General features: G+C 65.0%; 27 protein-coding genes. 17 read left to right on the top strand and 10 right to left on the bottom strand.

The genetic code is table 11. The features are described from left to right. Window position 1 precedes the first annotated feature (1 nt). The gene (locus tag ABE485_RS11535) at window positions 2–808 is read right to left on the bottom strand and encodes an NUDIX hydrolase (protein ID WP_346515432.1); all 807 of its coding nucleotides are present in this window, start codon (window positions 806–808) and stop codon (window positions 2–4) included. A gap of 288 nt (window positions 809–1096) precedes the next feature. Between ABE485_RS11535 and coxB the strand changes: the two genes are divergently transcribed. The 5 genes from coxB (at window position 1097) to ABE485_RS11560 (ending at window position 5267) form a co-directional block, all read left to right on the top strand. After that, the gene (coxB, locus tag ABE485_RS11540) at window positions 1097–2254 is read left to right on the top strand and encodes a cytochrome c oxidase subunit II (RefSeq protein WP_346515433.1); all 1158 of its coding nucleotides are present in this window, start codon (window positions 1097–1099) and stop codon (window positions 2252–2254) included. A 106-nt stretch (window positions 2255–2360) separates the two neighbouring features. After that, complete coding sequence (ctaD, locus tag ABE485_RS11545; protein ID WP_346515434.1) at window positions 2361–3968, top strand: cytochrome c oxidase subunit I; 1608 nt, start codon at window positions 2361–2363, stop codon at window positions 3966–3968. Between the two features lie 31 nt (window positions 3969–3999). Further along, window positions 4000–4125, top strand: a complete 126-nt coding sequence (locus ABE485_RS11550) for a cytochrome oxidase small assembly protein (RefSeq protein WP_346515435.1) — start codon at window positions 4000–4002, stop codon at window positions 4123–4125. 4 nt (window positions 4126–4129) lie between these two features. Next, on the top strand, window positions 4130–4354 hold the full coding sequence (locus ABE485_RS11555; protein ID WP_346515436.1) for a DUF2970 domain-containing protein: 225 nt from the start codon (window positions 4130–4132) through the stop codon (window positions 4352–4354). 37 nt (window positions 4355–4391) lie between these two features. Next, a complete protein-coding gene (locus ABE485_RS11560; protein ID WP_346515437.1) occupies window positions 4392–5267 on the top strand; it encodes a cytochrome c oxidase subunit 3 in 876 nt (291 codons plus the stop codon). A 151-nt stretch (window positions 5268–5418) separates the two neighbouring features. On the opposite strand, the gene ABE485_RS11565 is transcribed toward ABE485_RS11560, so the two are convergent. Then, a complete protein-coding gene (locus tag ABE485_RS11565) occupies window positions 5419–5619 on the bottom strand; it encodes a twin transmembrane helix small protein (protein WP_008166451.1) in 201 nt (66 codons plus the stop codon). 36 nt (window positions 5620–5655) lie between these two features. Between ABE485_RS11565 and ABE485_RS11570 the strand changes: the two genes are divergently transcribed. The 5 genes from ABE485_RS11570 to ABE485_RS11590 all read left to right on the top strand — a co-directional run bounded on the left by ABE485_RS11570 (window position 5656) and on the right by ABE485_RS11590 (window position 9713). Next, window positions 5656–6471 carry an SURF1 family protein gene (locus ABE485_RS11570; RefSeq protein ID WP_346515438.1) on the top strand — a complete coding sequence of 272 codons (816 nt, stop codon included), beginning with the start codon at window positions 5656–5658 and terminating at the stop codon, window positions 6469–6471. A 71-nt stretch (window positions 6472–6542) separates the two neighbouring features. Beyond that, window positions 6543–7124: an SCO family protein gene (locus tag ABE485_RS11575; RefSeq protein WP_430795416.1), complete on the top strand. Its 582-nt coding sequence runs from the start codon at window positions 6543–6545 to the stop codon at window positions 7122–7124. 21 nt (window positions 7125–7145) lie between these two features. Continuing rightward, complete coding sequence (locus ABE485_RS11580) at window positions 7146–8183, top strand: COX15/CtaA family protein (protein ID WP_346515440.1); 1038 nt, start codon at window positions 7146–7148, stop codon at window positions 8181–8183. A gap of 13 nt (window positions 8184–8196) precedes the next feature. Next, window positions 8197–9090, top strand: coding sequence for a heme o synthase (cyoE, locus tag ABE485_RS11585; RefSeq protein ID WP_346515441.1), 894 nt, complete (start codon window positions 8197–8199; stop codon window positions 9088–9090). Between the two features lie 17 nt (window positions 9091–9107). After that, complete coding sequence (locus tag ABE485_RS11590; RefSeq protein WP_346515442.1) at window positions 9108–9713, top strand: SCO family protein; 606 nt, start codon at window positions 9108–9110, stop codon at window positions 9711–9713. Window positions 9714–9779: 66 nt separating this feature from the next. On the opposite strand, the gene ABE485_RS11595 is transcribed toward ABE485_RS11590, so the two are convergent. Then, window positions 9780–9998, bottom strand: coding sequence for a DUF3717 domain-containing protein (locus ABE485_RS11595; RefSeq protein ID WP_346515443.1), 219 nt, complete (start codon window positions 9996–9998; stop codon window positions 9780–9782). Window positions 9999–10130: 132 nt separating this feature from the next. Between ABE485_RS11595 and ABE485_RS11600 the strand changes: the two genes are divergently transcribed. The 6 genes from ABE485_RS11600 (at window position 10131) to ABE485_RS11625 (ending at window position 16957) form a co-directional block, all read left to right on the top strand. Continuing rightward, window positions 10131–10796 (top strand): glycine zipper 2TM domain-containing protein, encoded by a 666-nt coding sequence (locus tag ABE485_RS11600; protein ID WP_346515444.1) that lies wholly within the window; start codon window positions 10131–10133, stop codon window positions 10794–10796. A gap of 44 nt (window positions 10797–10840) precedes the next feature. Further along, window positions 10841–11632, top strand: coding sequence for a PhaM family polyhydroxyalkanoate granule multifunctional regulatory protein (locus ABE485_RS11605; protein WP_346515445.1), 792 nt, complete (start codon window positions 10841–10843; stop codon window positions 11630–11632). Window positions 11633–11701: 69 nt separating this feature from the next. After that, window positions 11702–13075: a bifunctional UDP-N-acetylglucosamine diphosphorylase/glucosamine-1-phosphate N-acetyltransferase GlmU gene (glmU, locus tag ABE485_RS11610; RefSeq protein WP_346515446.1), complete on the top strand. Its 1374-nt coding sequence runs from the start codon at window positions 11702–11704 to the stop codon at window positions 13073–13075. Then, a complete protein-coding gene (locus ABE485_RS11615) occupies window positions 13075–14460 on the top strand; it encodes an MFS transporter (protein WP_346515447.1) in 1386 nt (461 codons plus the stop codon). Before glmU ends, ABE485_RS11615 begins: the two co-directional genes overlap by 1 nt. A 119-nt stretch (window positions 14461–14579) precedes the next feature. Next, on the top strand, window positions 14580–15902 hold the full coding sequence (locus ABE485_RS11620) for a UDP-glucose dehydrogenase family protein (protein WP_346515448.1): 1323 nt from the start codon (window positions 14580–14582) through the stop codon (window positions 15900–15902). Continuing rightward, window positions 15899–16957 carry a glycosyltransferase family 4 protein gene (locus tag ABE485_RS11625; RefSeq protein WP_346515449.1) on the top strand — a complete coding sequence of 353 codons (1059 nt, stop codon included), beginning with the start codon at window positions 15899–15901 and terminating at the stop codon, window positions 16955–16957. Before ABE485_RS11620 ends, ABE485_RS11625 begins: the two co-directional genes overlap by 4 nt. A gap of 26 nt (window positions 16958–16983) precedes the next feature. On the opposite strand, the gene ABE485_RS11630 is transcribed toward ABE485_RS11625, so the two are convergent. From ABE485_RS11630 to ABE485_RS11640, 3 genes are all read right to left on the bottom strand, one after another. Beyond that, complete coding sequence (locus ABE485_RS11630; protein WP_346515450.1) at window positions 16984–17715, bottom strand: nucleotidyl transferase AbiEii/AbiGii toxin family protein; 732 nt, start codon at window positions 17713–17715, stop codon at window positions 16984–16986. Next, on the bottom strand, window positions 17715–18023 hold the full coding sequence (locus ABE485_RS11635; RefSeq protein WP_346515451.1) for a hypothetical protein: 309 nt from the start codon (window positions 18021–18023) through the stop codon (window positions 17715–17717). The genes ABE485_RS11630 and ABE485_RS11635 overlap by 1 nt, the downstream gene beginning before the upstream one ends. Before the next feature lie 111 nt (window positions 18024–18134). Next, window positions 18135–18623, bottom strand: coding sequence for an Lrp/AsnC family transcriptional regulator (locus ABE485_RS11640; protein ID WP_346515452.1), 489 nt, complete (start codon window positions 18621–18623; stop codon window positions 18135–18137). Between the two features lie 150 nt (window positions 18624–18773). Between ABE485_RS11640 and glmS the strand changes: the two genes are divergently transcribed. Then, window positions 18774–20606, top strand: a complete 1833-nt coding sequence (gene glmS, locus ABE485_RS11645; RefSeq protein ID WP_346515453.1) for a glutamine--fructose-6-phosphate transaminase (isomerizing) — start codon at window positions 18774–18776, stop codon at window positions 20604–20606. 297 nt (window positions 20607–20903) lie between these two features. Here glmS and ABE485_RS11650 read toward each other — a convergent pair whose 3' ends face one another. The 4 genes from ABE485_RS11650 to ABE485_RS11665 all read right to left on the bottom strand — a co-directional run bounded on the left by ABE485_RS11650 (window position 20904) and on the right by ABE485_RS11665 (window position 26478). Continuing rightward, window positions 20904–21332, bottom strand: coding sequence for a bleomycin resistance protein (locus ABE485_RS11650; protein WP_346515454.1), 429 nt, complete (start codon window positions 21330–21332; stop codon window positions 20904–20906). A gap of 127 nt (window positions 21333–21459) precedes the next feature. Beyond that, entirely contained in the window at window positions 21460–22029 is a 570-nt protein-coding gene (locus ABE485_RS11655; protein WP_346515455.1) for a cysteine hydrolase family protein, read from the bottom strand. Between the two features lie 179 nt (window positions 22030–22208). After that, complete coding sequence (locus ABE485_RS11660) at window positions 22209–23117, bottom strand: response regulator (protein ID WP_346515456.1); 909 nt, start codon at window positions 23115–23117, stop codon at window positions 22209–22211. Next, window positions 23086–26478, bottom strand: coding sequence for a hybrid sensor histidine kinase/response regulator (locus tag ABE485_RS11665; protein WP_346515457.1), 3393 nt, complete (start codon window positions 26476–26478; stop codon window positions 23086–23088). Before ABE485_RS11665 ends, ABE485_RS11660 begins: the two co-directional genes overlap by 32 nt. Window positions 26479–26666 lie beyond the last annotated feature (188 nt).

The raw sequence follows: 26666 nt of genomic DNA on the forward strand, positions 1-26666 counted from the left end.
TTCAGATTTCGCCGGCAGCTTGCCGGCGCATGATGTCCTCGACGAGGACCAGCGCGGCTTCCAGCGTGAATTCGCCTTCGATGATCCGGTGCACCGCCGTGCCGACGTCGATGGTCGCGATCTCCATCACTTCGCCGTCGCGGTTTGCGGGTCGGGCGTCCGGGGCCAGCAGGCAGGTGCTGGTCAGCACGTCTTCCACCTGATAGCCCTCGGGCAGGCGGCGATGGATGCGCAGGATCGTGCGCAGGGGCGAACGGCGCGCCAGGTCGGGTTCGTCCAGGCCGGCTTCTTCGCCGCATTCGCGCACCAGCGCCAGTTCCAGGTCTTCGCCGCTACCCGCAAGTCCGCCCACCAGGGTGTCCCACATACCGGGATCGGTGGATTTGCTGAGCGAACGCCGCGCCACCCATAGCCGGCCGTCCGGCGTCCAGGCATTCAGATGCACGGCCTTGGTCAGGAGACCAAGCGGCCGCACGGCCGCGCGTTCGATGACGCCCAGCGCGCGGTCGCCGTCCATCACGTCCAGCAATTCGTCGCGCCAACCGCGCAGGCAGTTGGCTTGGCGCAACAGTTCGGCCGTCTGTTCCAGGACCATATCCAGCGCCTTGCCGGGCGCCATGCCGTCGCCGATGCGCAGCGTCGCGTCGTCCGCGGCGATGCCCGGCGCGCCGCGCAGCGCATCGCAGGCGGCGTGCGTGGCCCAGCCGCAGCGGCTGCCCGCTATATATAGAGCGCGTGCGCCTTCGGGAGCGGGCTCTTGCGCGCGGGCGCACAGGGCGGCGTACAGATCGGACAACTGCTTTTGCATTGTGGCGGCATGGTGATGAGGTTGCCGACGATTTTATGCCACCCGATTCAGGGCGCGCGGTCAAGAGGCGCGGCCAGATGGGGGCGGGTCCGATGAATTCAAGGGCACTAACTTACATCTGTTTGCGCGTCCGCTATAATCCGCCAGTTTCTTTGTGATTTCGAGAGGGAACGACAGGGCCGCTCTATCTCCCTGCAACGCCCTGCCATCTAATAATTGCGTGTTGCCCGATTCACGGTGACTTCCGCCACCAGCAAATGGGCCTTCGCGCCGTATTTCGAGGTAAGCATGAAGAAGTGGAGAGGGATACTGGGGGCTTGTGCGATGCTGATTGGCAGCGTGGCCGGCGCTCAGGTGCAAAACATGCCCGGCGGTCCGAAGGTCAATCAGCTCAACCTGCATGAAGGCGTCACCGCGATTTCACGCGACATCATGTGGCTGCATTGGCTGCTGCTCACCATCTGTATCGTGATTTTCATCGGCGTCTTCGGAGTGATGTTCTACTCCATCTGGGCGCACCGGAAGTCCCGCGGCCACAAGGCGGCGACCTTCCACGAACATCTCGGCGTCGAAGTCGCCTGGACCGTCATCCCCTTCATCATCGTCATCGCCATGGCGTTGCCGGCCACCAAGACGGTCGTCGCCATGAAGGACACGTCCAGCGCGGACCTGACCATCAAGGTCACCGGCTACCAATGGAAGTGGGGCTACGAGTACCTTGACGGATCGGCGGCCGGCATCAAGTTCCTCTCCACGCTGTCGACCCCCCGCGCCCAGATCGAGAACCGCGAGCCCAAGGGCCAGTTCTATCTGATGGAAGTGGACAACCACATGGTGGTCCCCGCCAACAAGAAGGTCCGCGTCGTCCTCACGGCGTCTGACGTCATCCACTCCTGGATGATTCCGGACTTCGGCGTGAAGCAGGACGCCATCCCGGGCTTCCTGCGCGACACCTGGTTCAACGCGGAAAAGCCTGGCATCTATCGCGGCCAGTGCGCGGAACTCTGCGGCAAGGACCACGCTTTCATGCCCATCGTCGTGGAAGTCCTGGCGCAAGCCGACTACGATAAGTGGGTTGAAGACCAAAAGAAGAAGATGGCGGCAAACGCCGACGATCCCAATAAAGAGTGGACGGAAGCCGAACTGGTTGCCCGCGGCGAAAAGGTTTTCGCGGCGAATTGCGTAGCCTGTCACCAGGCCAACGGCAAGGGCATTCCCGGTTCCTTCCCGCCGCTCGACGGAGACAAGGTTGTTCTGGGCCCCAAGGGGGAGCAGATCAACACCGTGCTGAAGGGCAAGCCCGGCACCGCCATGGCGGCTTTCGGCGGGCAGCTCAACGATGTCGAGATCGCAGCGGTCATCAGCTATACGCGCCATGCCTGGAGCAATGCCGGCAAGGGGCAGGACCCGACGGTTCCACCGAAGGACGTCGCGGCCGCGCGCTGATTGCGCGCGCGCCCAGTTCCTTCACCGTAGAACCGGTTCCGTTTAGTTAGAGATACCCTGCCCGCCCCGTGGAACGGGGCTGGCACTCAGCAGGAAGGAGTCCATCATGAGCAGCGTCACTGTAGACCACGTGTCGCCGGGCCACGGCCACGGTCACGATGACCACCACCACGGTGCCCCCACGGGCTGGCGCCGGTGGCTTTTTGCAACGAACCACAAAGACATCGGGACGATGTATCTCATCTTCTCGTTCGTCATGCTTCTTGAAGGCGGCACGCTGGCCTTGCTGCTGCGCACCGAACTCTTCGAGCCGGGCCTGCAGTTCTTCCGCCCCGAACTGTTCAACCAGTTCACCACGATGCACGGCCTGATCATGGTGTTCGGCGCCATCATGCCGGCCTTCGTGGGTTTCGCGAACTGGATGATCCCGATGCAGATCGGCGCGTCGGACATGGCGTTCGCCCGCATGAACAACTTCAGCTTCTGGCTGCTGCCGGTGGCCGCGATCATGCTGACGGCGTCGTTCTTCGTGCCGGGCGGCGCAACCGCCGCCGGCTGGACCCTGTATGCGCCGCTGTCGCTGCAGATGGGTCCCGGCATGGACCTGGCCATCTTCGCCGTCCACATCATGGGCGCCTCGTCCATCATGGGCGCCATCAACATCATCGTCACCATCCTGAACATGCGTGCGCCCGGCCTGACGCTGATGAAGATGCCGCTGTTCTGCTGGACCTGGCTGATCACCGCGTTCCTGCTGCTGGCCGTGATGCCGGTGCTGGCCGCCGCCATCACCATGGTGCTGACCGACCGCCACTTCGGCACGGGCTTCTTCAATGCCGCAGCCGGCGGCGACCCGGTCCTGTACCAGCACGTGTTCTGGTTCTTCGGGCACCCCGAGGTCTACATCATGATCCTGCCGGCGTTCGGCATCGTGTCGGCGATCGTGCCCGCGTTCGCCCGCAAGAAGCTGTTCGGCTACGCCTCGATGGTCTACGCGACCGCCTCCATCGCCGTCCTGTCGTTCATCGTGTGGGCCCACCACATGTTCACGACGGGCATGCCGGTGACGGGGCAGCTCTACTTCATGTACGCGACGATGCTCATCTCCATCCCGACCGGGGTGAAGGTGTTCAACTGGGTCGCCACGATGTGGCGCGGGTCCATGACCTTCGAAACCCCGATGCTGTTTTCCATCGGCTTCATCTTCGTGTTCACGATGGGCGGCTTCACCGGCCTGATCCTGTCGGTGGCCCCCATCGACATCCAGGTCCACGACACCTATTACGTGGTGGCGCACTTCCACTACGTGCTGGTGGCCGGGTCGCTGTTCGCACTGTTCGCGGGCGCGTACTACTGGGTGCCCAAGTGGACGGGCCGCATGTACAGCGAAAAGCTGGGCAAGCTGCACTTCTGGTCCACGCTGATCTCCTTCAACGTGACCTTCTTCCCCATGCACTTCCTGGGCCTGGCGGGCATGCCGCGCCGCTACGCCGACTACGCCGCGCAGTTCACGACTTTCCACCAGATCGCCACCATCGGTGCCTTCTGGTTCGGCCTGTCGCAGCTGATTTTCCTGTGGGCGATCCTGCGCTGCTACAGGGGCAAGGGCGAGCACGCCGCAGCCAAGCCGTGGGAAGGCGCCGAAGGCCTGGAATGGACGGTGCCGTCGCCCGCCCCGTTCCATACTTTCGAAACGCCGCCCGAAGTGAAGTGAATCCGATTTTCATGTTCCAGGTAGCACAGCAATGACACCCGAGCAGCGCCGCCGCAACAAGATCGCGGGAATTGTCCTTCTGGTTTTCGTGTTGGCCGTATTTGCCTGGACCGTGATCCGCGGCTCGGCGCTGCTGACCGGCAAGGCGATGGGCTAGGGCCATGAGCGACGATCTGCGCGAAACCGCTCAGCGCAAGCTGAGTTTCCTTCAGACCTTGAAGGCGGTCGCGTGGGGATTCTTCGGCGTGCGCAAGGGCGCCGGCTACCGTGAGGACATCGCCAGGCTGAACCCCGTCCACGTCATCGTGGCCGGGCTGCTGGCGGCGGCAATTTTCGTGACAGTGCTTGTGCTAATTGTGCGTTGGGCCGTTTCCAGCCTGACTTGAATCACGTAAATCTAAAATCTGTACCAGGGAGAAAGCCATGAGTGCAAGTCACTCGGTTCAAGGTAAAGAGGCACCGTACTACTTTGTCCCCGCCGACTCGGGCCATCCCGTGCGCACGGCCGTGGCGCTGTTGTTCATGGGCCTGGGCGCCGCCGCCTGGGTCAATGGCGTCAGCTGGGGCAAATGGGCTGTGCTGGCGGGATTCATCGGCGTGATCGTCGTGCTGTATTTCTGGTTCGGCGACGCCATCCATGAATCGGAAACGGGCCTGAACAGCAAGCGCATCGACGATTCCTACCGTTGGAGCATGAGCTGGTTCATCTTCTCCGAGGTCATGTTCTTCGCCGCGTTCTTCGGCGCGCTGTGGTACACCCGCACCATCACGACGCCGTGGCTGGGCGACATCGACCACCGGCTGATGCTGTGGCCCGACTTCCAGGCGACGTGGCCCAACTTCGGCCCGGCCGGCGTGGTCGAGACCTTCCAGACCGTGGGCCCCTTCTGGCTGCCCACGATCAACACCGCGCTGCTGCTCAGTTCCGGCGTCACGCTGACCATCGCCCACCATGCGCTGCGCGAAAACCATCGCAACAAGACGATGTTCTGGCTGGCGGCCACCGTCATCCTGGGCTTCATCTTCGTGGCCTGTCAGGCCTTTGAGTATGTCCATGCCTACCGCGATCTGAACCTCAAGTTCAATTCGGGCGCGTATGGCTCGCTGTTCTACATGCTGACCGGCTTTCACGGGTTCCACGTGATCCTGGGCGCCACCATGCTGACCGTGATCCTGATCCGCCTGATTCGCGGCCACTTCACGGCGGACCACCATTTCGGCTTCGAAGGCGCCGCCTGGTACTGGCACTTCGTGGACGTGGTGTGGCTGGGCCTGTACCTTTTCGTATACTGGTTCTGACGCGGGTCGGCGGATACCAGGGTGCCATTGCGGCACGGAAAGCGCGGGGAGCGCCGGGCGGCAAGCCGGCATCCGCCGCGCTTTCAAACTATTGGAACGGGCGCGGCGCCGCCGCGCGGGTGAAATCCCGGGGAACCGGGCGCCGCGCCGCCTATCTAAAGCCCGTGCTCTCGATCCAGCCCATGTGATGGGCGAACAGCACAAACAGGAACAGGGCGACCGACAGCCCGATGCGTACGGTCAGCGCGTTGACGGTGCGGTTGGTGGTACCTTTGTCCCGCATCAGGTAGACCAGGGCGGATGCCAGACTGGCCAGTATCCCGACGAAGGCCAGAACGACGAAAACGCGCATAGTGGTCTCCCGACAAATCCAATTTAGCAACGACAGATGGCCCGACCGCATTCCACCCGCTACACGGTAGCCGCATTACTCCTGCTTGGGATCGCCGTGGCGGTCCTGGTGTCGCTGGGGCAATGGCAGTTGCGCCGCAGCGACGAGCGACGCGCCATTCTGGACGCGATCGAAGCGGGCCGCAAGCAAGCGCCGCTGGCGCTGACGCCGGCCACCCCGCCCGCTGAAATGACCGCCTGGCGCGCCGCGCAGGCCAGCGGCACGTGGCTGCCTGAATTCAGTGTACTGCTCGACAATCGCAATCATGACGGCAAGCCGGGCTACTGGCTGGCCACGCCGCTGCTGTTGGACGCGTCCGGCCGGCAAGCGGTGCTGGTGCTGCGCGGCTGGTTGCCGCGGGTGATCCAGGGCCAGGGCGAACCGCGCCTGCCGTCCACACCCGAGGGCGTGCAGACCGTGGAAGGCGAGCTGTCCGTGCGCGTGCCGCGCATGTTCGAGCTGTGGTCGCTGGGGGGCTCGGAAGCGTCCACCCTGCCCGCGGCGCTGCCGGTGGCGGGCGGTGCCGTGCCGCAAGTGCAGAACCTGCCGTTGGACGCCTATGCCAAGGCGACCGGCCTGGTCCTGCTGCCCACGGTGCTGAGCCAGCGTGCAGACGCGGCCGACGACGGCCTGGTGCGCGACTGGCCGCAGCCTTCCGTGGATTTCCAACAGAACACGTCGTACGCGGTGCAGTGGTTCGCGTTCGGCGCGATTGCCGCAATTGCATGGCTGGTGGTGCTGGGGGGCGCCATCCGGCGCATGCGCCAGCGCACGGACCACGCGGCCCAGGCCAGGATCCGCGCCCGCCGATGAACAACGCTACTCCAGGACAAACCGTGGCTCGCGACATCTCATCCAACAAGCCCTCAGGCAAGCGCTCCCTGATGCCCATGCTGCTGGTGTTCCTGTGTTCGCTGGCGCCCATCGTTGCGGCGTTCGTGGTCTACATGAATCCGCAGTGGTGGCCCGCCGACTCCAGCAACTACGGCACGCTGGTGAATCCGCAGCGGCCGATGCCCCAGGCCGCCGAGCTGCGCCTGACCACGCTGGACGGCAAGCCGTTCGACCTGCAAAGCCTGAAAGGCAAGTGGTTGCTGGTGGCCGCCGACGGCGCGGCCTGCCCCGAAAGCTGCGCCCGCAAGCTCTTCATCACCCGCAACAGCCACGCCAGCCAGGGCAAGAACGTGGACCGCCTGGCGCGGGTGTGGTTCATCACGGACGACGCGGCCGTGCCGGAGAAGGTGCTGGAGGCCTACAAGGGGACTGTCATGGTGCGCGTGGACCCGGACCAGCTCGCGCGGTTCCTGCTGGCGCGCGACACCGCCGCCGGCCAGCCCGGCCTGCAGGATCCGATCTGGGTGATCGACCCGCTGGGCAACCTGATGATGCAATACCCCGCCGAGGCCGATGGCGTGAAGGTGCGCAAGGACATCAGCAAGCTGGTCTATAACTCGCGTATTGGTTGAATTTTGTTTTCTGATTTTGATATGGACCGCATCAAAGCGCGTTATCGCAAGCTTGTCTTCTTCACCTGGTTCCTGACGCTGGACCTGATCATGTTCGGCGCCTTCGTGCGCCTGACGGACTCGGGCCTGGGCTGTCCGGACTGGCCAGGCTGCTACGGCAGCGCCACGCCGCTGGGCGCGATGGGCGATATCCACGAGGCGTCGCAGGCCATGCCCTTCGGCCCGGTGACCCTGTCCAAGGCCTGGATCGAAATGATCCACCGCTATGTCGGCGCCATCCTGGGCATGCTGATCATCGGCATCGTCTACATGGCCTGGCGCTATCGCCGGGAACTGGGCCGCTCGCCGGCGCTTGCCGTCACGACCCTGGTGGCCGTGTGCGTGCAAGGCGCCTTCGGGGCCTGGACGGTGACCCACAAGCTCATGCCCGCCGTCGTCACCGCGCACCTGGTGTTCGGCTTGTCCGTGCTGGCGCTGATGACCTGGCTGTCCGCGCGCGAACGTCCGCACCTGGCCGTGAGCGCGGCCGCCGCGCGCTGGCGGCCCTGGGTGGCGGGCGGATTCGCCCTGTTGCTGGTCCAGGTGACTTTGGGCGGATGGGTCAGCACCAATTACGCCGCGCTGGCCTGCATGGATTTCCCCACCTGCCACGGGCAATGGATTCCGGAAATGGATTTCCACGGCGGATATTCGGTCATCCGGGGCCTGGGCGAACTGCCTTCCGGCGAGATGATCTCGCAGCCCGCGCTGACGGCCATCCACTGGGTGCATCGCAATTTCGCCTTCGTGGTGTTCGTCTACCTGGGCATCCTGGCATGGCGGCTGCGCGCCGCCGAACCCGGCCTGCGCGGGCCGGCCACGCTGATGCTGGCGCTGCTGGGCGCGCAATTGTTCACCGGCCTGACCACGATCTTCTTCCAATGGCCGCTGCTGATCGCAGTGCTGCACAATGGGGGCGCGGCCGGGCTGACGCTGGCCTCGGTGGTGTTGATGGTGCGTCTGGCCTCTGCCGGACGCGAGCCGGCGGGGCGGTACGGCCCCAATTTGGTGCGCGTTTAAAATAGGGTCCACTATGACCAGTCTTGCCGCTCCTCAATCCGGATTGCTCCGCCAGTACCTCGTCCTCACCAAGCCTCGCGTGACGCAGTTGGCGGTGTTTTGCGCCGTGATCGGCATGTTCCTGGCCGCCCCGGGCATTCCGGACATGCGCCGCGTGCTGTTCGGCACGATCGGGATCTGGCTGCTTGCCGCCGCCGCGTTCGCCATCAATTGCCTGATCGAACAGGAAGTGGACGCGCGCATGCTGCGCACGGCGCGTCGGGCCACGGCGCGCGGCACCATCTCCGCGTTCCAGGTGCTGAGCCTGTCGGGCCTGCTGGGCGGCGCGGGCATGTTCGTGCTCTACAACATGGTCAACCCCCTGACCATGTGGCTGACGTTCGCCACTTTTGTGGGCTACGCCATCATCTACACGATCATCCTCAAGCCGCGCACGCCGCAGAACATCGTGATCGGCGGCCTGTCGGGCGCCATGCCGCCCGCCCTGGGCTGGGCGGCCGTGGCGGATTCCGTGCCGGCCGAGGCCTGGATCCTGGTGCTCATCATCTTCATCTGGACGCCGCCGCATTTCTGGGCGCTGGCGCTCTACCGCAACCACGACTACGCCAAGGCCGGCCTGCCCATGCTGCCGGTGACCCACGGCAATCAGTTCACCCGGCTGCACATCCTGCTGTACAGCGTTGCGCTGATGGCGACGACGCTGTTGCCCTACGCCATCCGCATGAGCGGCGAACTCTATCTGCTGTCGGCGCTGGTGCTGGGCGGCATGTTCGTGTCGTATGCGTGGCGGCTCTATCGCCAATACAGCGACGAGCTGGCGCGCAGCATGTTCCGTTTTTCCATTCTCTACCTGGCGCTGCTCTTTGGCGCCCTGCTGGTGGACCACTGGGTCGGCCTGCTGCGCTGATCCCCTGGAGGTTGTCGATGTCCGTGTTTTCCGCCAGCCGCCGGCTGACCCTGCGATTGGGCGCCGCCGCTGCCGTCGCCGCCGCCCTGGCCGCCTGCGGCGAGAGCGCGCCCACCTTCAAGGGGAGCGATATCACCGGCACGCAACTGGGCCGTGGCGTGGAACTGTCCGACTACAACGGCAAGACACGCCAGCTGTCCGACTTCGCGGGCAAGGTCGTCGTCGTGTTCTTCGGTTTCACGCAGTGTCCAGACGTGTGCCCGACGTCGTTGGCCGAACTGACGGAAGTCATGAAGAAGCTGGGCCCGGACGCCGATCGCGTCCAGGTGCTGCTGATTACGGTGGATCCCGAGCGCGACACGCCCGAGGTGCTCAAGCAGTACGTCACGGCGTTCGACCCGCGCTTCCTGGGGCTGACCGGAACCCCTGATCAGGTCAGGAAGGCCGCCGCGTCGTTCAAGGCCTACTACGCCAAGGCGCCCACCAAGGACGGCAACTACACCATGGACCACACCGCGGCGTTCTATCTGCTGGACGGCAAGGGCGAGTCGCGGGTGCTGGCCAACAACAACATCGGGGTCGACGCCCTGACGCAGGACATCCAGGCCCTGCTCAAGGGCTGAATTCCAGGGCTGAATCCAAGGGCCCCGACTTTAAGGGGCCGACGGTGGGCCGGCGCGGCCGTCCGGTCAGGGCCTTGCGGCCGCCCACGCGGCCAGCGCGGCGCGGGCCTTGTCGCTGAGTTCCGCAGCGGAGATCTCGCGCTGGTGGGCGATGATCATCAGCGCATAGGGCGTGGCCAGCGCGGCTGCCTCGGGGCACAGGCGCGATTCCTCGCCGACCGATGGCGAAACGTTCCGCCAGTAGTTGATCGCCTGTTCGAGCTGGGGCAGGGTGATGGAATCCATGCGCCTATTGTCCACGAAAGCGCATACCTGTCCACCACCCCCGCGCCCTGCAAAGAAGGGTCACCATCGCAACATGCCGAAACCGCGCCCGGGTGCTATACCACTGCCGGTTAGTTACGATGGAGCATCGTCATGAATACATCCACTCGAACCGGCTCGCCGCGCCGCGGGCTGCATCCGCTCGTCGCCTCTGCGGCAATTGCCGTCATCGTCATGTGCTCGGTCGGCGTGGCCGCGGTGATGGGCTGGCTGCCCACGCCTTCGGCCAACCCCCATGCGGACGAGCCCGTGGCCGAGGCCGGCCCCGAAGGCGCGAACCTGGCGCCCGTTCCCGCCACCGCGCCCGCGCCGGACAAGCCCGTCGCTCCGACGCAGCAGGCGCAGCAGGCGCGTCCCGCCTCGGCATCCGCGCCCCGTCCCGCGCCGGCCCTCGCCGCGCAGCAGGCCTGCGCGAGCTGCGGCGTCGTCGAGACCATCCGCCAGGTGCAGGTGCCCGTCAAGGACAACAGCGACCATCTGGTCGGCACCATCGCCGGCGGCGTGGCGGGCGGCGTGGTGGGTAATCAATTTGGCGGAGGCAGCGGCAAGACGGCTTTGACCGTGCTGGGCGCAGTGGGCGGTGCTTTGGCAGGCCGTGAAGTTGAGCGTAATATCAGACAGCAACAAACAGTGACGCACTATGAGCTTACGGTACGCATGAGCGACGGCAGCACGCGCCAGTTCCGCAGTGCGCAGCCCTTCTCTTTTGCTTCCGGCGACCACGTGCGCGTCGAGAACAACCAGCTGCTGCCGGGTTGACACTTGCAGCCGGCGGACATCATCTGACTTTGGGGAGACCTGGAATGAGCGACCAATTCACCAACCCGTTCGTCCTGCCGGGCATGGGCCAGAACTCCGACCTCTCGGGCAATCCGCTGCTCGCCAGCATGGAAATGATGCGCCAGGCCTGGGCCGGCCTGACGGGCCCCGGAGGCCTTGCCAGCAGCCTGCCGATGGCGCCGCCGATGAACCTCGAGGACCTGGACCGCCGCATCGCGGAACTGCGCTCAGTGGAAAATTGGCTGCGCATGAACCTGAGCATGCTGTCCAGCACCATCCAGGGCATGGAAGTGCAGCGCTCCACCATCAGCACCTTGCGGGCTTTCGTGGATAGCGCGTCCCGCATGGATATGGGCGCCGTCCAGGAAAGCGGCGCGGCGTCGCCGCTCGAGGTGGTGCTCGGGCTCAAGCCCGCCCCGAAGAAGGCCGCGTCCTCCGCCGGTGACGACGGCGGCGCCAAGGCTGAAGCCAAGACCGAAGGCGCGGCACCCGGCGCGGGCGCGTCGGCCGCGGCAGGGCATGAATCGGCGGCAGGCATGAGCGAACAGATGGGCGCGGCGGCGCAGTCGGCGTCCAAGGCATGGTGGGACCTGCTGCAGCAGCAATTCAACCAGATCGCCGCGGCCACCGCTGCATCCATGCCCTCGGCCCAGGGTGCGGCGGACGCGGGCGCGAAGGCCGATTCCGCCGAGCCCAAGTCCGCGGCCCAGCCGGCTCCCAAGGCCTCCAAGCCGGCGGCGGCCCGCAAGCCCGCCGCCTCCAAGCGCGCGGCCAAGACCGCCAAGAAAACCGGGCCTGCCGACGGCAAGCCCTGACCCTATCTTTCAATCGACACGCGGAACGGCCGCAAGGCCGCCCGCCCGTCCTCAAACCTACTGGAACTTATGCTTAATGTAGTGATTCTTGCCGCCGGACTGGGTAAACGCATGCAGTCCGACCTTCCCAAAGTGCTGCACACGCTGGCCGGCAAACCGATGCTGGGCCATGTGCTGGACAGCGCGCGCCAATTGAAGCCGGCGCGCATCATCGTGGTGGTCGGCCATGGCGCGGACCGCGTCAAGCAGGCTTTCGCGGGCCAGGACGACCTGCACTTCGTGCTGCAGCAGCCCCAGCAGGGCACCGGCCACGCGGTGCAGCAGGCCGTGCCGCTGCTGCTGGAAGGCGAAGGCAAGGACGACGTGACCCTGGTGCTGTATGGCGACGTGCCGCTGGTGCAACCCGAAACCCTGCAGCGACTGCTGGATGCACGCGGCCAGGGCGCCGCCGTGCTGACCGAAGTGCTGGCCGATTCCACCGGCTATGGCCGCATCGTGCGCGACGGCAAGGGCAACGTGTGCCGCATCGTCGAACACAAGGACGCCTCGGACGCCGAGCGCGAGATCAAGGAAGTGAACACCGGGATCCTCAGCGCGCCGACCGCCAAGCTGAAGGACTGGCTGTCCCGCATCGACAACAACAACGCCCAGGGCGAGTACTACCTGACCGACGTGGTCGGACTGGCCGTGGTCGACGGCGTCCCCGTGGGCGCGGCCCAGCCGGGCGCTTCCTGGGAAACGCTGGGCGTGAACAGCCGCGTGCAGCAGGCTGAACTGGAGCGTCGCTGGCAGGCCGAACAGGCCCGCCGCCAGCTCGAGGCCGGCGTGACGCTGGCCGATCCGGCGCGCTTTGATGTGCGCGGCTCGCTCAGCTGCGGCCGCGACGTGTTCATCGATGTGGGCTGCGTGTTCGAGGGCCAGGTGACCCTGGCCGACGGCGTGCGCGTGGGCCCGCATTGCGTCCTGCGCGACGTCAGCGTCGGCCCCGGCACGCACATCGAAGCCTTCAGCCACCTGCAGCAGGCCCAGGTGGGCCGCGATGCTCGCGTAGGCCCGTACGCCCGCCTGCGCCCCGGCGCAGAACTTGGCGATCGCAGCCACGTCGGCAACTTCGTCGAGATCAAGAAGAGCGTGCTGGGCGAAGACAGCAAGGCCAACCACCTGGCCTACATCGGCGACGCGGATATCGGCGCGCGCGTGAATGTGGGCGCGGGCACCATTACCTGCAACTACGACGGCGTGAACAAGCACCGCACCGTCATTGAAGACGACGCCTTCATCGGTTCCGACACGCAGCTCGTCGCGCCGGTGCGCGTGGGCCGCGGTGCGACCCTGGGCGCCGGCACCACCCTGACCCGCGACGCGCCGGCTGAGAAGCTGACGGTGTCGCGGCCCAAGCAGGTCACCGTTGACGGATGGCAGCGCCCGGTAAAGAAGTCGTGATGCCGGAGCACGACGCGGCCCCGGGGGGCGCGGCCAGGCCCGCGCCGCCCGACGGCCTGCCGGCGCCGCGCCGGTACTGGGCCGCGGCCACGGTGATGACGGGCATCAGCCTGTCGGTGCTGGACACCACCATCGCGAACGTGGCACTGCCCACCATCGCCACCGACCTCGACGCATTGCCCGCCCAGGCGGTCTGGATCGTCAACGCCTATAACCTGGCCGTCGTGATGGCGCTCCTGCCGCTGTCGGCGCTGGCCGAGCGCATCGGCTTTCGCCGCATGTTCACGTTCGGCCTGGTGCTGTTCACGCTGGCTTCGCTGGGATGCGCGCTGGCCGGCACCCTTTGGCAGCTGACCGCCGCGCGCGTGTTCCAGGGGCTGGGCGCCGCCACGCTCATGTGCATGTTCGGCGGACTGGTGCGCAACATCTACCCGCTGAAGATGCTGGGGCGGGGCATCAGCATCAACGCCACCACGGTGGCCATCATGTCCGTGCTGGGTCCCACCATCGGCTCGGCCATCCTGTCGGTGGCGCCGTGGCCGTGGATCTTCGCGGTCAACCTGCCCATCTGCGCGCTGGCGATGCTGGGATTGCGCCATCTGCCCGAAGTGCCGCGCAACGACGTGAAGCTGGACTGGATCAGCGCCCTGCTCTGCATGGCCACGCTGGGCGTGTTCATCTCGGGCGTGGACATGATGGGAGAGGACCTGTTGCGCGGCATCGGACTGGTGGCCATTGCCGCGGTCGCGGGCATGGTGCTGGTGCGTCGGGCCAGCAGGCAGCCCGCCCCGCTGGTGCCCGTGGACCTGCTGCGCATCCGGCCGCTGGCGTTCGCGGTGGGCGCGTCCGCGTGCACCTTCGCCGCGCAGATGGCCTCGTATGTGTCGCTGCCGTTCTATTTCCAGCAGGTGCTGGGCCGTCCCTACCTGGAGGTGGGCATGCTGATGGGCGCCTGGCCCGTGGGCACGGCCATCATCGCGCCGCTTGCGGGCCGCCTGTCCGACCGCTTTTCCGCCGCCACGCTGAGCGGCGTGGGGGCGGCCACGATGGTCGTCGGCATGCTGTGGCTGGCTTTGCTGCCTTCCTCGGTGTCGAACTGGCCGATCATCGTCGGCATGTTCGTGGCCGGCGTGGGCTTCGGCTTCTTCCAGACGCCCAACAACCGGGCGCTGCTGTCCGCCGCGCCCCGGATGCGCAGCGGCGCGGCGGGCGGCCTGCAGGCCACCACCCGGGTGTTCGGGCAAAGCTTCGGCACCGCGCTGGTGGCGATCGCGTTCAGCGTCAGCGCGGCCCACGGGCCCGGGCTGGCGCTGGTGCTGGGCACGGTTTGCGCGGCGCTGGCCGTGGTGGTCAACACCGTCCGCTTCAGCAAGCTGCGGACCTAGCGCCATTTTGGCCCGTTGTGCGCCGTCGGCCCCGGGGCGCCGGCCGCTTCTATAATGGCGGCCGGCGCCCGGTTTCAGTGGCCGGGCGCGAAGCTTACCTATTTTGAAGGCGTTCAGGCATGAAAATCACGGTCGTGGGTACCGGTTACGTGGGGTTGGTGTCGGGAGCGTGCCTGGCCGACATGGGCAACGATGTCATGTGCCTGGACGTGGACGCGGCCAAGATCGCGCTGCTGCGCCAGGGCGGCATTCCCATTTACGAGCCCGGCCTCGAAGACCTGGTCCGCCGCAACGTGCAGGCCGGCCGCCTGCATTTCACCGATGACGTGGCGCAAAGCGTGGCGTTCGGCGACGTGCAGTTCATCGCCGTGGGCACCCCGCCGGGCGAGGACGGCTCCGCCGACCTGAAGTACGTGCTGGCGGCCGCGCAGAACATCGCGCGCCACATGACGTCGCGCAAGCTGATCGTGGACAAGTCTACCGTGCCCGTCGGCACGGCCGACAAGGTGCGGGCGGTCGTGTCCAAGGAACTGGCCGAGCGCGGCGTGGATATCCCCTACACGGTGGCGTCGAACCCCGAATTCCTGAAGGAAGGGGCGGCCATCAACGACTTCATGAGTCCGGACCGCGTGATCGTCGGCGCGGACGACGACTACACCATCGGCGTGATGCGCCGCATCTACGAACCCTTCCAGCGCACGCACGACCGTCTGATGGTGATGGACGTGCGCTCCGCGGAACTGACCAAGTACGCCGCCAACGCCATGCTGGCCACGCGCATTTCGTTCATGAATGAAATGGCGAACCTGGCCGAGGCCCTGGGCGCGGACGTCGAACAGGTGCGCCGCGGCATCGGCGCCGACCCGCGCATCGGCTACCACTTCCTGTATCCCGGCGCGGGCTACGGCGGCTCCTGCTTCCCCAAGGACGTGCAGGCGCTGGTCAACACCGCCGCCGAACATGCCCTGCCTATGCGCGTCATCGAGGCCGCCGAGGCCGCCAACCACGCGCAGAAGTTCCGCCTGTCCGAAAAGGTGGTTGCGCGCTTTGGCGAAGACCTGAGCGGCCGCAAGATCGCCCTGTGGGGCCTGTCCTTCAAGCCCAATACCGACGACATGCGCGAAGCGCCCAGCCTGACGGTCATCGCCGAGCTCACGCGTCGTGGCGCGCAAGTGCGAGCCTACGATCCCGTCGCCATGCACGAGGCCGGGCGCGTGCTGGCCGGCCACCAGGGGGTCAGCTTCGCGTCCGACATGTACGACGCGCTGGACGGCGCCGATGCGCTGCTGATCGCCACCGAATGGAAGGTCTTCCGCGCGCCCGACTTCGACCGCGTGAAGGCCCTGCTCAAGACGCCGCTCATCATCGACGGCCGCAACCTGTACACGCCGGCCGACGTTCGCGGCCAGGGCTTTGAATATTCGGGCATCGGCCGCGCATGAAGATCCTGCAACTGAACTTCGAAAAGGGCTGGCGCGGCGGCGAGCGGCAGACGCTGTATTGCATGCGCGCGTTCCGCAAGGCCGGCCACGACGTCGAAGTGATGTGCCGCGAAGGCGCGCCGCTGGCCGAGCGCGCCCGCCAGGAAGGCTTTGTCGCCCACACTGTGCGCAACGTGCCCGGGCAGCTGGCCTTCCTGGCCGGCGCGGGCCGCTATGACATCATCCATGCGCAGACGGCCAACACCATCACGTGGGCCGTGCTGACCAAGTGGCTGCACCGCCGTCCGGTGGCGTTTTCCCGCCGCACCTCGTTCGTGGTCAAGCCGGGCGACGAATGGAAAACCGGCTTCAAATGGCGGCACGCGGACCTCTTCGTCGCCATCAGCGAGATGGCCGCGGGCGAGCCGCGGCGCCTGGGCATCGAGCCCGTCATCATCCGCAGCGCGGTCGAACCCCACCAGATCAACGCCGAGAACGTCGCCAGCCTGGTGCGCGAATTCGACCTGGAAGGCAGGAAGGTCATGGCGACCTCCGCCGCGCTCATCCGCGACAAGGATCCCGTGACCCTGGTGCGCGCGGTCGGTGAACTGGCCCGCACGCGCCGCGATTTCGTCTTCCTGCATTTCGGCGCCGGCGGCGACCGCGAACAGCAGGCCAAGGACGAAGCGCGCAAGCTGGGCATCGAGGACGTGTACCGCTTCGCGGGCTTTCGCAAGGGCGTGGAGGACTTCTACAGCATCCTGGACGTCTTCGTGATGAGTTCCGAAGAAGAAGCCCTGGGCAGCAGCGTGCTGGACGCCTTCCTGCAGCGCGTGCCCGTGGTGTCGACCGACGCCGGCGGCCTGAAGGAAAGCCTGGCCGACGGCCGTGGCGTGCTGTGTGCCGTGGGTGACCATCACGCCATGGCGGCCGGCATGGCGCGCTGCCTGGACGACGCGGCCTTCCGCCAGGAAGTCACCGAACGCGCCTACGAATACGTGCGCAACGAGCACGACGTGCAGAAGATGGGCAACCGGTATCTGGCGCAGTTCGAGCGGCTGATCGGGCGGCGGTAGTCCCAGGCAGGCGCCGCAGCCAGCTGTCAGCGTGAGGTGCCGGAAACCTTGCTTTCAGCAAAGGCAAATTCAGACCATTCGGCTACCTTCGCCTTGGCCCATTGCGCTGCCGAATCGAGGTCTCGCGGCTTATGCGTTCTGATCCGATCCCACGCAACGCGCTGGGACGGTCTTTGCACCATATGCGTCAGCGCCGCGTCAAGGCCGTCGAGTTTGGCCTTGAGAAGCGAGGCCAACGCCCGTTCGGGGATGGCAGCGGGGGGGGCTTCTGTTTGAAGGACTACCCAGTCAAACAAGTCTCGAGCGGTCAGCGCCCAGCCTCTGAAAAACAACTTCTTGGCCAATACTTCGGCTGGCGGTTCCAATGGGAACCGCGTTTCGGAAGCGGGAGGATTCCAGGTATGCGACGAGCCAGGAAGCAGAGGCGCCGCCACGACGAAATCGATTTCGCCTTCGGCGAAACGAATCTTCACATGGGCGTTGTCTTCGTTGTAACCCGCAAGCTCATCCTCAAACATGTCATTGAGCCTCGGTGAGACATAGGGGAGCCACCCGGGGGAGTCGACGAACAGGTCGATATCGTCGCTGATGCGATGATCAAGCGCGAGCATCAAACGCGTGCCACCCCCTAGCACCGGCTGGAAGGACTCGCCACCGTGGCGGCGGGCATCGTCAACCAGGACCTGCGCGCGCGCCTCCAGGGCCCTCCATGGGCCGGCTGCGCGATGGCGCTGGATGTCTGCCCATGTCGTGCTCATCAAAGCACCCCCTCAATAGCCTCTTCCCAGCGAGCAGCCTTGGGCAATCCGAAGAGATCGCGGGTTTGCTGATAGAGTCGCTGAGCCTCTTCCAGCCGCACCCCCGCTTCGAAACTGGCTCTGCCGATGAGTTCGGGTTCGAGTTCGACGAACATACTGGCAAGCAGTTCTCTTGCCAGGTCGTCGCCCGAAACCGACGCCAAGTCGCCGGATCGCAATGCCGCGGCGACGTCGCTCGCGTCCACGATTTGTCCGTACGGTGCGTTCAGGTGAGTCGCGATCATCTCGAGATATTGAGTTGACTGCATTGGCAAAGGGATGCTCCTGGCAGGACCACGGGATCTTGGCTCGTCCCCGGTTGATTATCCCTCGGGGGGAGCCGACGCGCTTGGCGCAAATGATATTGTGCGCTGACTTGCTTAAGCCCGCACGTCGATCCGTGTCTCGAACTTGGCCCGGTGCACCGAGAAGAACGTGCGCACGTTGCGCACGTTGGCCTGCGCCGTGAACGCCCGGTGCACCAGCGCATGGTAGGCCGGCATGTCCTTGACCTGCGCGATCACGACAAAATCCGGACCCGGCGACACCCGATAGCACTGCAGCACGGCGGGCTCCGTCAGCATGCTCTGCTCGAACGCGTCCAGGCTTTCGGCCGCCTGCACGTCCAGCGTGATCTCGACGATGGCCGTCAGCGTGCTGCCCAGCTTTTCGGCCGACAGGATGGCCACCTGCCTGTCGATCACCCCTTCGTCCACCAGCCGCCGCACCCGCCGCAGGCAGGTCGGAGGCGATGCATGCACCTTTGCGGCGAGATCCTGGTTGGTCAGCGAGCTGTCTTCTTGTAACTGTTCAAGAATTCGCCGGTCCAGATCATCCAGTTCGGGTAGCGAAATCGGCATGTTTTGCATGATTAATTCAAAAACTGGATTTATAGGAAAGATTATTTAATCACATTTGTGTAAGGGAATTAACTGCCAAATTCACCAATATAAAGAAATCAAATTTCTTTTGGGGTCGCGCACAATGCGTCGGTACACGAACTTACCGGAGTCTCTCCTATGTGCGGCATTGTTGGCGCCGTCGCCCAGCGCGACATCACCCCGATCCTTGTTGAAGGCCTCAAGCGCCTGGAATACCGGGGCTACGACTCCTGCGGCGTCGCCGTGTACGCCGACGGCCATCTGCGCCGCACGCGCAGCACGCAGCGCGTGGCCGAACTGGGCGAGCAGATCGCGCAGGACAAGATCACAGGCTTTACGGGCATCGCCCACACCCGCTGGGCCACCCACGGCGTCCCCGCCACGCACAATGCCCACCCGCACTTCTCGCACCTGGGCAACGACGAGCCGCGCATCGCGCTCGTCCACAACGGCATCATCGAGAACCACGACGAACTGCGCGCCGAGCTGCAGGCCGTGGGCTACGTCTTCGAAAGCCAGACCGATACCGAAGTCATCGCGCACTTGGTGAACCACCTGTACGCGGGCGACCTGTTCGAGGCCGTGCAGAATGCCGTGCGCCGCCTGCATGGCGCGTACGCCATCGCCGTCTTCTGCCGCGACGAACCGCACCGTGTGGTGGGCGCGCGCCAGGGTTCGCCCCTGGTGGTGGGCGTGGGCCAGAACGAGAATTTCCTGGCCTCGGACGCGCTGGCGCTGGCCGGCACCACCGACCAGATCATCTACCTGGAAGACGGCGACGTCGTCGACCTGCAGCTCTCGCGCGTCTGGATCGTTGACGCCGCCGGCAAGAACGTCGAACGCGAAGTGCATACCGTGCACGTGCACACGGGCGCCGCCGAACTGGGCCCCTACCGCCACTACATGCAGAAGGAAATCTTCGAACAGCCGCGCGCCGTTGGCGATACGCTGCAGGATATCGAAGCCATCACGCCCGAACTCTTCGGCGACGATGCCTACAAGATCTTCAAGGAGATCGATTCCCTGCTGATCCTGGCTTGCGGCACCAGCTACTACGCGGGCCTGACCGCCAAGTACTGGATCGAGTCCATCGCCAAGATTCCGGTCGCTGTTGAAATCGCCAGCGAATACCGCTATCGCGACAGCGTGCCCAATCCGCGCTCGCTGGTCGTGACCATCTCGCAGTCCGGCGAAACCGCCGACACGCTGGCCGCCCTGAAGCATGCGCGTTCGCTGGGCATGGAACACACGCTGACCATCTGCAACGTGTCCACCAGCGCCATGGTGCGCGAGTGCAAGCTGTCGTACATCACGCGCGCCGGCGTCGAGATCGGCGTGGCGTCGACCAAGGCGTTCACCACCCAGCTGACCGCGCTGTTCCTCCTGACCCTGACGCTGGCGCAGACGCGCGGCAAGCTCACCGACGAGCAGGAAGCCGAGCACCTGAAGGCGCTGCGCCACCTGCCGGCCGCCATCGGTTCGGTGCTGGCGCTGGAGCCGCAGATCATGGCCTGGGCCGATCGCTTCGCCTCCAAGGAAAATGCGCTGTTCCTGGGCCGCGGCATGCACTACCCGATCGCGCTGGAAGGCGCGCTCAAGCTCAAGGAAATCAGCTACATCCACGCCGAGGCCTATCCGGCCGGCGAACTCAAGCACGGCCCGCTGGCGCTGGTCACCGAGCACATGCCTGTCGTCACCATCGCGCCCAAGGATGAACTGCTGGAAAAGCTGAAGTCCAACATGCAGGAAGTGCGCGCGCGCGGCGGCGAGCTGTATGTGTTTGCCGACGCGGACAGCAAGATCCAGAGCGCCGAAGGCATGCACGTGATCCGCATGCCGGAGCACTACGGCAAGCTGTCGCCGATCCTGCACACCGTGCCGCTGCAATTGCTGTCGTATCACACGGCATGCGCGCGCGGGACGGATGTGGACAAGCCGCGGAACCTGGCCAAGAGCGTGACGGTGGAGTGAGGCGGGGGCGGGCTTCGGCCCGCTTGAAAACGATAAATAAAGTCGGTCGCGTTTTGTACAGCGCGCCTTCTCACCCATTCGCATGGGCTGATCATTTATCTTGCGGGTAACCAGGAGTGGGGCAAACAGTGGTGGGCCGGCGCCGCGCGGGCACACACTCCAGATTAAGCTCGACGGTCAGCAGTGGCACGCGCTGGCTAATGCAGAATTCCCCGACGCTTCGAAAGCGGCGCTGCGGAATAGCGCTCCTGTGCGCAAGTTTGCTTTTTACCAACCTATTGCACATGATCTAGTGCATTACAAGGGGCGATTTCCAATCCACGCAGAAAAGCGCAATAGGTAGCCATCGGGATCTTGCACCAGGAATTGATGCACCCCGATCTCGGTTTGCCCGCTTCTATACCAACGCTCCTGGGGTTCCCGGTACAACGGCCAACCGGCGTCCTGCAGTTTCCCGCACAGTGTGGCGATGGACTTCACCTTGATTTCGAAATTAATACCGCGGCCCAATGGCGCTTCCAGCGGTGCCGTGATCCAGCCACCGTTGCCGCGGACCTCTTCAAGCATGAACTGTGCACCCTCCCGGTCCAGGAAGACAAATCCTTCTTCCTCGCGCTGATAGACCACCTCAAAATCGCACAGTTCGATCCAGAATTTCCGGCTTCGTGCGAGGTCCTTAACCATCAGCTCCGGGACCATACGCGCTCGGTAGGATTTGTCTTCCATCGTCTCTCTCTTTGTATTTGGCTGCCACTATAACGTCATAGTTACGGTGGAGCGCAGGGAAGCGCTCAGTCCGGGCTGGACGCTGGCCATCGCGCACGCGTGCCGCCGCCTTGGGCGCAAGCTCGCGTCAGCCGAGAGTGCTTAACAGCGCATCTGCAGTAATCACGGTGCAATATTCGGAGTCAAGGTTTGCGAGCGACATCGCGTGAACATCCTCAGCGCTTCTCGGTGACCCATTCCAGTCTGTTCGTGCAAATGTGAAGCAACCGTCGGCCACTAGCCATGTCTGGAAACCAAGGTTTCCGGCCATGCGGACCGTTGCCTCAACTGAATTGTTGGTGATGACTCCCGCCACGACCAATGTGTGGAGGCCATTGGCGCGGAGCCTGTCTTCCATGTCGGTTCCGATAAACGCACTGTTCGTCTGTTTCGGAATGACCAATTCTCCGGCTATAGGCGCTGTCTCTTGCTTGAATTCATGTCCTGGCTGGCCCGGCCGGTAGTGAGATGTGGGACTTGTCGAGTCGTGGCGAACGTGCCAAACAGGCCAGCCTTGGCCACGCCAATGGGCGAGGAGTCGGCCCACTTGTCGCTCCGCATCGGGGTTATTTCGCTCGCCCCAACTGGGATGGTCAATGGCGCGCTGCAAGTCAATCAGCAGAAGTACGGCACCGCGTGGGGGATGTCGGGAGCGCATGTGTGAAGACCGGGAGTTTCGAATCGACTCGGTGATCGAGCGAGGACTGTAAAGTCGGTTGACGCGGACTATACCGCACGACCACCACGGTCACCGCGCAAGGCCGCTGGTGCGGCCTTCCTTTTTGCGGGGTTCATGGCGTCATCAGCGTGCCTAGCGTCGCCATGCCGCGCAGCGCTTCAAAAGGCCTCCCCCTGCCGCACGGCCAACGCCGCCGCCGCCGCGCGCGTTTCCACGCCCAGTTTGACGTAGATGTGTTCCAGGTGTTTGTTCACCGTTCGTGGCGCCATGCCCAGAATCTCGGCGATGTCCCGATTGGTTTTCCCCTTGGCCAACCAGCGCAGCACATCGGCCTCACGCGGGGTCAGACCGTAGGCCGTAGCCAACGGCGCCGTCTCCTGCAACAGCAGCAACGTCTCGCCGCTGCGCCGTGATGCCGACAGACTCAGGGTCAAGCGCCCTCGCGCGCTGACAGTCACCAAGGGTTCAGCCGCCGGCCCGGCCGCCAGATTGCCCGCGACCCAATCCGCCAAGGGCGCCGGCAGCTCCGCCGCATCCTCCGCGCAACCGAAATACGCCGCCAACCAGATCCGCGCCTTGCCCGTCTTCCAGATGGGCAGCCCGCGCGCATCCAGCGCCACCACGGCTCGCGCCGCCGCATCGATCGCATCAAAGGCCGCCGACAGGCTGCGTGCATTGCGCAAATGCGTCCGCAGCCTGGCCACGACCACATCCGGGTCCAGCGGCTTGGTCACATAATCCACGCCGCCCACCCGAAACCCCTTCAATACGTGCTCGGGATCGGTCAGGCCCGTCATGAACACCACCGGCACATCTCCCGCTGCCGGATGGGCCTTCAAGCGCGCGCAGGTCTCGAACCCGTCCATCCCGGGCATCACCGCATCGAGCAGCACGATATCCGGCACCACGAAATCCACCCGTTCTATCGCCGACTGGCCATCGGTTGCCACCAGCACCTGATAGCCCGCCGCATCCAATGCGGTGGAGAGCATTTTCAGATTGTCAGGCGCATCATCGACCAGCATGACGAGGTTCTTATCGGGCGTGGGCATGGTGGCGCTGTACATGGTGTTTAAGCAGCTGATTGAATTCACTCAGTTGAAACTCGCCAGCCAGCGCTCGCAAATGCGCCGTCAATTCATGCGTTTCGGCCCGGCGGCCCTGTATTTCTTCCAGCTTGGCCTGTATGCCCTTGATATAGCCCATGGCCCCCAGTTCCAGCAACGCTTCGGCATCTTCGCGCTCCAATGCCACGCGGTGCAGATCACCCGCCGGCAGCGCCGCTTCCACCTGCGCCACCTGCCAGTCCAGCTTGAGCAAACGGCCAAGTTGACTCAGCAAATCCTCATACATCACTGGTTTGGCAATGAATGCATTGTGCCCGCTCTGCGCCGGGTCTTTCGGGTCCAGCCCCAGGATATTGGCCGACAGCATCACAATGGGCACGGCCACGCCTTCATCACGCAAGCGCCGCAAGACGTCCCATCCCGTCATGTCCGGCATCGAGACGTCCATCAATATCAGGGCTGGCCGCAACGTATGCACGCAAGCCAGGCAAGCCGCGCCATGCGGCGCTTCGTGTACTTCAAAGCCCAGCGGCTCCAGCAGGTCGCGGACCAGGCGCCGCTGCGAAGGCTGGTCATCCACCGTCAGGATCCGCAGCCGCTCGCCGCGATAGCCCACCACCAGCCCCGATGGTCGGGCATCGCGGCGCGGCGAGCGCACCTCCGGCAAAAACAGCTTGAGCGTGAATACGCTGCCGCGGCCGACGGCGCTGCGCACCGTCAACTCGCCGCCCATGATGCCGGTCAGCATGCGGCAGATGGTCAGGCCCAGTCCGGTGCCGGAATCGGCCTGCTCGGCCGCCGCCCAACTGCGCTCAAAGGGCAGAAAGATGCGCTCCAGATCCTCGGCGGGTATGCCTCGGCCGCTGTCCTCCACTTCGAACAGCACCATGTCCGCCGCGGACTTCACGCGCATCGACACCTGCCCTGCCGAGGTGAACTTCAGCGCATTGCTCAACAGGTTGATCAGAATCTGCCGCAGGCGCTTTTCGTCGACATGCACAATGGACGGCAGCTCCGCCGCTTCATAGCAAAAGGTCAGCCCTTTGAGCGTGCTCTGCGGCCGGAACATCTGCACGATCTGCTCCAGAAACTCCGGGAAGCGCAGTTCGCTGTTCTCCAGCCTGAGCCTGCCCGCCTCGATGCGCGCGATGTCCAGCAAACCATCGATCAGCCCGATCAAATGCTTGCCACTGCGATGAATCACATCAATGGCCTCACGCCGCGCCGGTGGCAAGCCCGGGTCGCGTAGCAGAATCTGCGCGTATCCCAGAATGCTGTTCAAGGGCGCGCGCAACTCATGGCTCATGCCGCCCATGAAGCGGCTCTTGGCCAGATTGGCGCTTTCCGCCGCCTCCTTGGCCTGTTGCAACTGCGCGTCGGTCTGTTTGTGCGCCTCGATTTCGCGCAGCAGCAGATGGGTCTGACGGTCCGATTCCTCTTGCGCCACACGCCGGCTTTCATGGGCCAGCACCAGCCACCAGGCCGCCACGCCGCCGATCAGCAACAAGGCGGCATACAGCTTCAGGAAGGTTGGCCGCAATCCCGAGGGGTCCAGGCCGGCCCGCATGTGGCTGGCGACCTCCTGGTAGTAGATCAAGCCCAGGATGCCGGCCAGCAGCGCGCCCATGCCCGCCACGATCAGGAGGTAGTGGCCCAGGCGGCTATGCAGCAGCGGCGTCACCCGCGCCGGCAACAGCCGGCCCAGGACCGCCTGCATCTGGTCCTTCAATCGTCCCTGCTGTTTGCAGCGATCCTGGCAGCGGGCATCCAGCGTGCAGCACAAGGAACAGATGGCACCGTTATAGGCCGGGCAATGCGCCATGTCCGGCTGTTCGAAGCGGTTGGCGCAGATCACGCAGACGTGATCCGAACCCGCGACATCGACGGGCGTGCGCGCCAGGTTGTAGCGTCCCCGCGTGCGCCAGGCGATGACCGGCGCGCAGACAAAGGCCGCCAGCAAGGCCACGAAGGGCGACAAGGCCTGCGCCAGCGCGCCCGCCGTGCCCGGAAACACGCCGGCAAAGGCCAGCAGGCCCAGCGTCATGGCGATCAGCATGCTGCCCACGCCGACCGGGTTGATGTCATACAGATAGGCGCGGCGAAACTCGATGCGTTTGGGCGACAGGCCCAGCGGCTTGTTGATCACCAGATCCGCCACCAGCGCCCCGATCCAGGCCAGCGCAACGTGCGAGAACACCGCCAGCACATGCTCCAGCGCGCCAAACACGCCCATCTCCATCAGGACGACGGCAATCAGCACGTTGAACACCAGCCACACCACCCGTCCCGGATGGCTGTGCGTGATGCGGGCAAAGAAGTTGGACCAGGCCAGCGAGCCGGCATAAGCATTGGTCACGTTGATCTTGACCTGCGAGACCACCACAAAGGCCGTTACCAGAACGAGTGCCAGACCGGGATCGCTGACGACATAGGTATAGGCCGCCAGATACATGTGGGTGGGGTCTCCGGCTTTGTCGGCGGGCGCGCCCAGGGACAGGGCCAGCCAGGCCAGAAAGGCGCCGCCCAGAATCTTGGCCGCGCCTGGCAGGATCCAGCCCGGACCCGCGCAGATCAGCGCGAGCCACCAGCGACCGCGGTTGGCCGCCGTGCGTTCGGGCAGAAAGCGCAGGAAGTCGACCTGTTCGCCGATCTGCGTCACCAGCGAGGCGGCCACCGCCACCGCCGAACCAAACATCAGCAGATTGAAGCTGCCGCCACGGCCGTCATAGCCCGGAAACCGCAGGAACTCCTGCAACGCCCCGGGATCGCGGAAGGCGATGAAGGCATAGGGCAAGAGCAGCAGCACCAGCCATATCGGCTGCGTCCATGACTGCAGTCGGCTGATGAAGGTAATGCCATACGCCACCATGGGCAGGATGACCACGGCGCACAGGAGATAGCCGATGGACAGCGGCAAGCCGGTGGCCAGCTCGATGGCCAGCGCCATGATGGCCGCTTCGAGCGCAAAAAAGATGAAGGTGAAGGAGGCGTAGATCAGGGACGTGATGGTCGAGCCGATATAGCCAAAGCCGGCTCCTCGCGTCAGCAGATCCATGTCCAGGCCATGGCGCGCCGCGTAATAGGCGATCGGCAAGCCGGTCAGGAAGGTGACCAGGGCCACGGCAACGATGGCCCAGAACGCGTTGATAAAGCCATAGTTCAGCGCCAGTGCGCCGCCTATGGCTTCCAGCGCCAGGAAAGACACGGCGCCCAGGGCGGTATTGGCGACGCGGAACTCCGACCATTTGCGAAACGACACCGGCGTGAAACGCAGGGCGTAGTCTTCCAGCGTCTCATTGGCGACCCAGGTGTTGTAGTCGCGGCGGATCTTGACGATGCGTTGAGGCGCGCTGGCAGACAAATCGGGCTCCGGGGGGGGTGGGGATACGTCATTGAACGTAGTTGCCGTTGTAACGCCCGGGGGGCGGGCCTGCCTCTACGTCAATCAACGTATGTTGCACTGCGTCATCGGCTCCTAGTATGCCCTCACCCTCCGGGCCGCGGCATGTGCCGCGCATGCTCGGTTTCCCTGGTCGTGATCCATTGAGG

The organism is Achromobacter spanius (assembly GCF_039673305.1).
GTDB classification, from domain to species: Bacteria; Pseudomonadota; Gammaproteobacteria; order Burkholderiales; family Burkholderiaceae_B; genus Achromobacter; species Achromobacter spanius_F.

Coding starts and splice junctions, on each gene's coding strand:
- ABE485_RS11535 (WP_346515432.1), bottom strand. CDS start 808: ATGCAAAAGCAGTTGTCCGATCTGTACGCCGCCCTGTGCGCCCGCGCG.
- coxB (WP_346515433.1), top strand. CDS start 1,097: ATGAAGAAGTGGAGAGGGATACTGGGGGCTTGTGCGATGCTGATTGGC.
- ctaD (WP_346515434.1), top strand. CDS start 2,361: ATGAGCAGCGTCACTGTAGACCACGTGTCGCCGGGCCACGGCCACGGT.
- ABE485_RS11550 (WP_346515435.1), top strand. CDS start 4,000: ATGACACCCGAGCAGCGCCGCCGCAACAAGATCGCGGGAATTGTCCTT.
- ABE485_RS11555 (WP_346515436.1), top strand. CDS start 4,130: ATGAGCGACGATCTGCGCGAAACCGCTCAGCGCAAGCTGAGTTTCCTT.
- ABE485_RS11560 (WP_346515437.1), top strand. CDS start 4,392: ATGAGTGCAAGTCACTCGGTTCAAGGTAAAGAGGCACCGTACTACTTT.
- ABE485_RS11565 (WP_008166451.1), bottom strand. CDS start 5,619: ATGCGCGTTTTCGTCGTTCTGGCCTTCGTCGGGATACTGGCCAGTCTG.
- ABE485_RS11570 (WP_346515438.1), top strand. CDS start 5,656: ATGGCCCGACCGCATTCCACCCGCTACACGGTAGCCGCATTACTCCTG.
- ABE485_RS11575 (WP_430795416.1), top strand. CDS start 6,543: ATGCCCATGCTGCTGGTGTTCCTGTGTTCGCTGGCGCCCATCGTTGCG.
- ABE485_RS11580 (WP_346515440.1), top strand. CDS start 7,146: ATGGACCGCATCAAAGCGCGTTATCGCAAGCTTGTCTTCTTCACCTGG.
- cyoE (WP_346515441.1), top strand. CDS start 8,197: ATGACCAGTCTTGCCGCTCCTCAATCCGGATTGCTCCGCCAGTACCTC.
- ABE485_RS11590 (WP_346515442.1), top strand. CDS start 9,108: ATGTCCGTGTTTTCCGCCAGCCGCCGGCTGACCCTGCGATTGGGCGCC.
- ABE485_RS11595 (WP_346515443.1), bottom strand. CDS start 9,998: ATGGATTCCATCACCCTGCCCCAGCTCGAACAGGCGATCAACTACTGG.
- ABE485_RS11600 (WP_346515444.1), top strand. CDS start 10,131: ATGAATACATCCACTCGAACCGGCTCGCCGCGCCGCGGGCTGCATCCG.
- ABE485_RS11605 (WP_346515445.1), top strand. CDS start 10,841: ATGAGCGACCAATTCACCAACCCGTTCGTCCTGCCGGGCATGGGCCAG.
- glmU (WP_346515446.1), top strand. CDS start 11,702: ATGCTTAATGTAGTGATTCTTGCCGCCGGACTGGGTAAACGCATGCAG.
- ABE485_RS11615 (WP_346515447.1), top strand. CDS start 13,075: ATGCCGGAGCACGACGCGGCCCCGGGGGGCGCGGCCAGGCCCGCGCCG.
- ABE485_RS11620 (WP_346515448.1), top strand. CDS start 14,580: ATGAAAATCACGGTCGTGGGTACCGGTTACGTGGGGTTGGTGTCGGGA.
- ABE485_RS11625 (WP_346515449.1), top strand. CDS start 15,899: ATGAAGATCCTGCAACTGAACTTCGAAAAGGGCTGGCGCGGCGGCGAG.
- ABE485_RS11630 (WP_346515450.1), bottom strand. CDS start 17,715: ATGAGCACGACATGGGCAGACATCCAGCGCCATCGCGCAGCCGGCCCA.
- ABE485_RS11635 (WP_346515451.1), bottom strand. CDS start 18,023: ATGCAGTCAACTCAATATCTCGAGATGATCGCGACTCACCTGAACGCA.
- ABE485_RS11640 (WP_346515452.1), bottom strand. CDS start 18,623: ATGCAAAACATGCCGATTTCGCTACCCGAACTGGATGATCTGGACCGG.
- glmS (WP_346515453.1), top strand. CDS start 18,774: ATGTGCGGCATTGTTGGCGCCGTCGCCCAGCGCGACATCACCCCGATC.
- ABE485_RS11650 (WP_346515454.1), bottom strand. CDS start 21,332: ATGGAAGACAAATCCTACCGAGCGCGTATGGTCCCGGAGCTGATGGTT.
- ABE485_RS11655 (WP_346515455.1), bottom strand. CDS start 22,029: ATGCGCTCCCGACATCCCCCACGCGGTGCCGTACTTCTGCTGATTGAC.
- ABE485_RS11660 (WP_346515456.1), bottom strand. CDS start 23,117: ATGTACAGCGCCACCATGCCCACGCCCGATAAGAACCTCGTCATGCTG.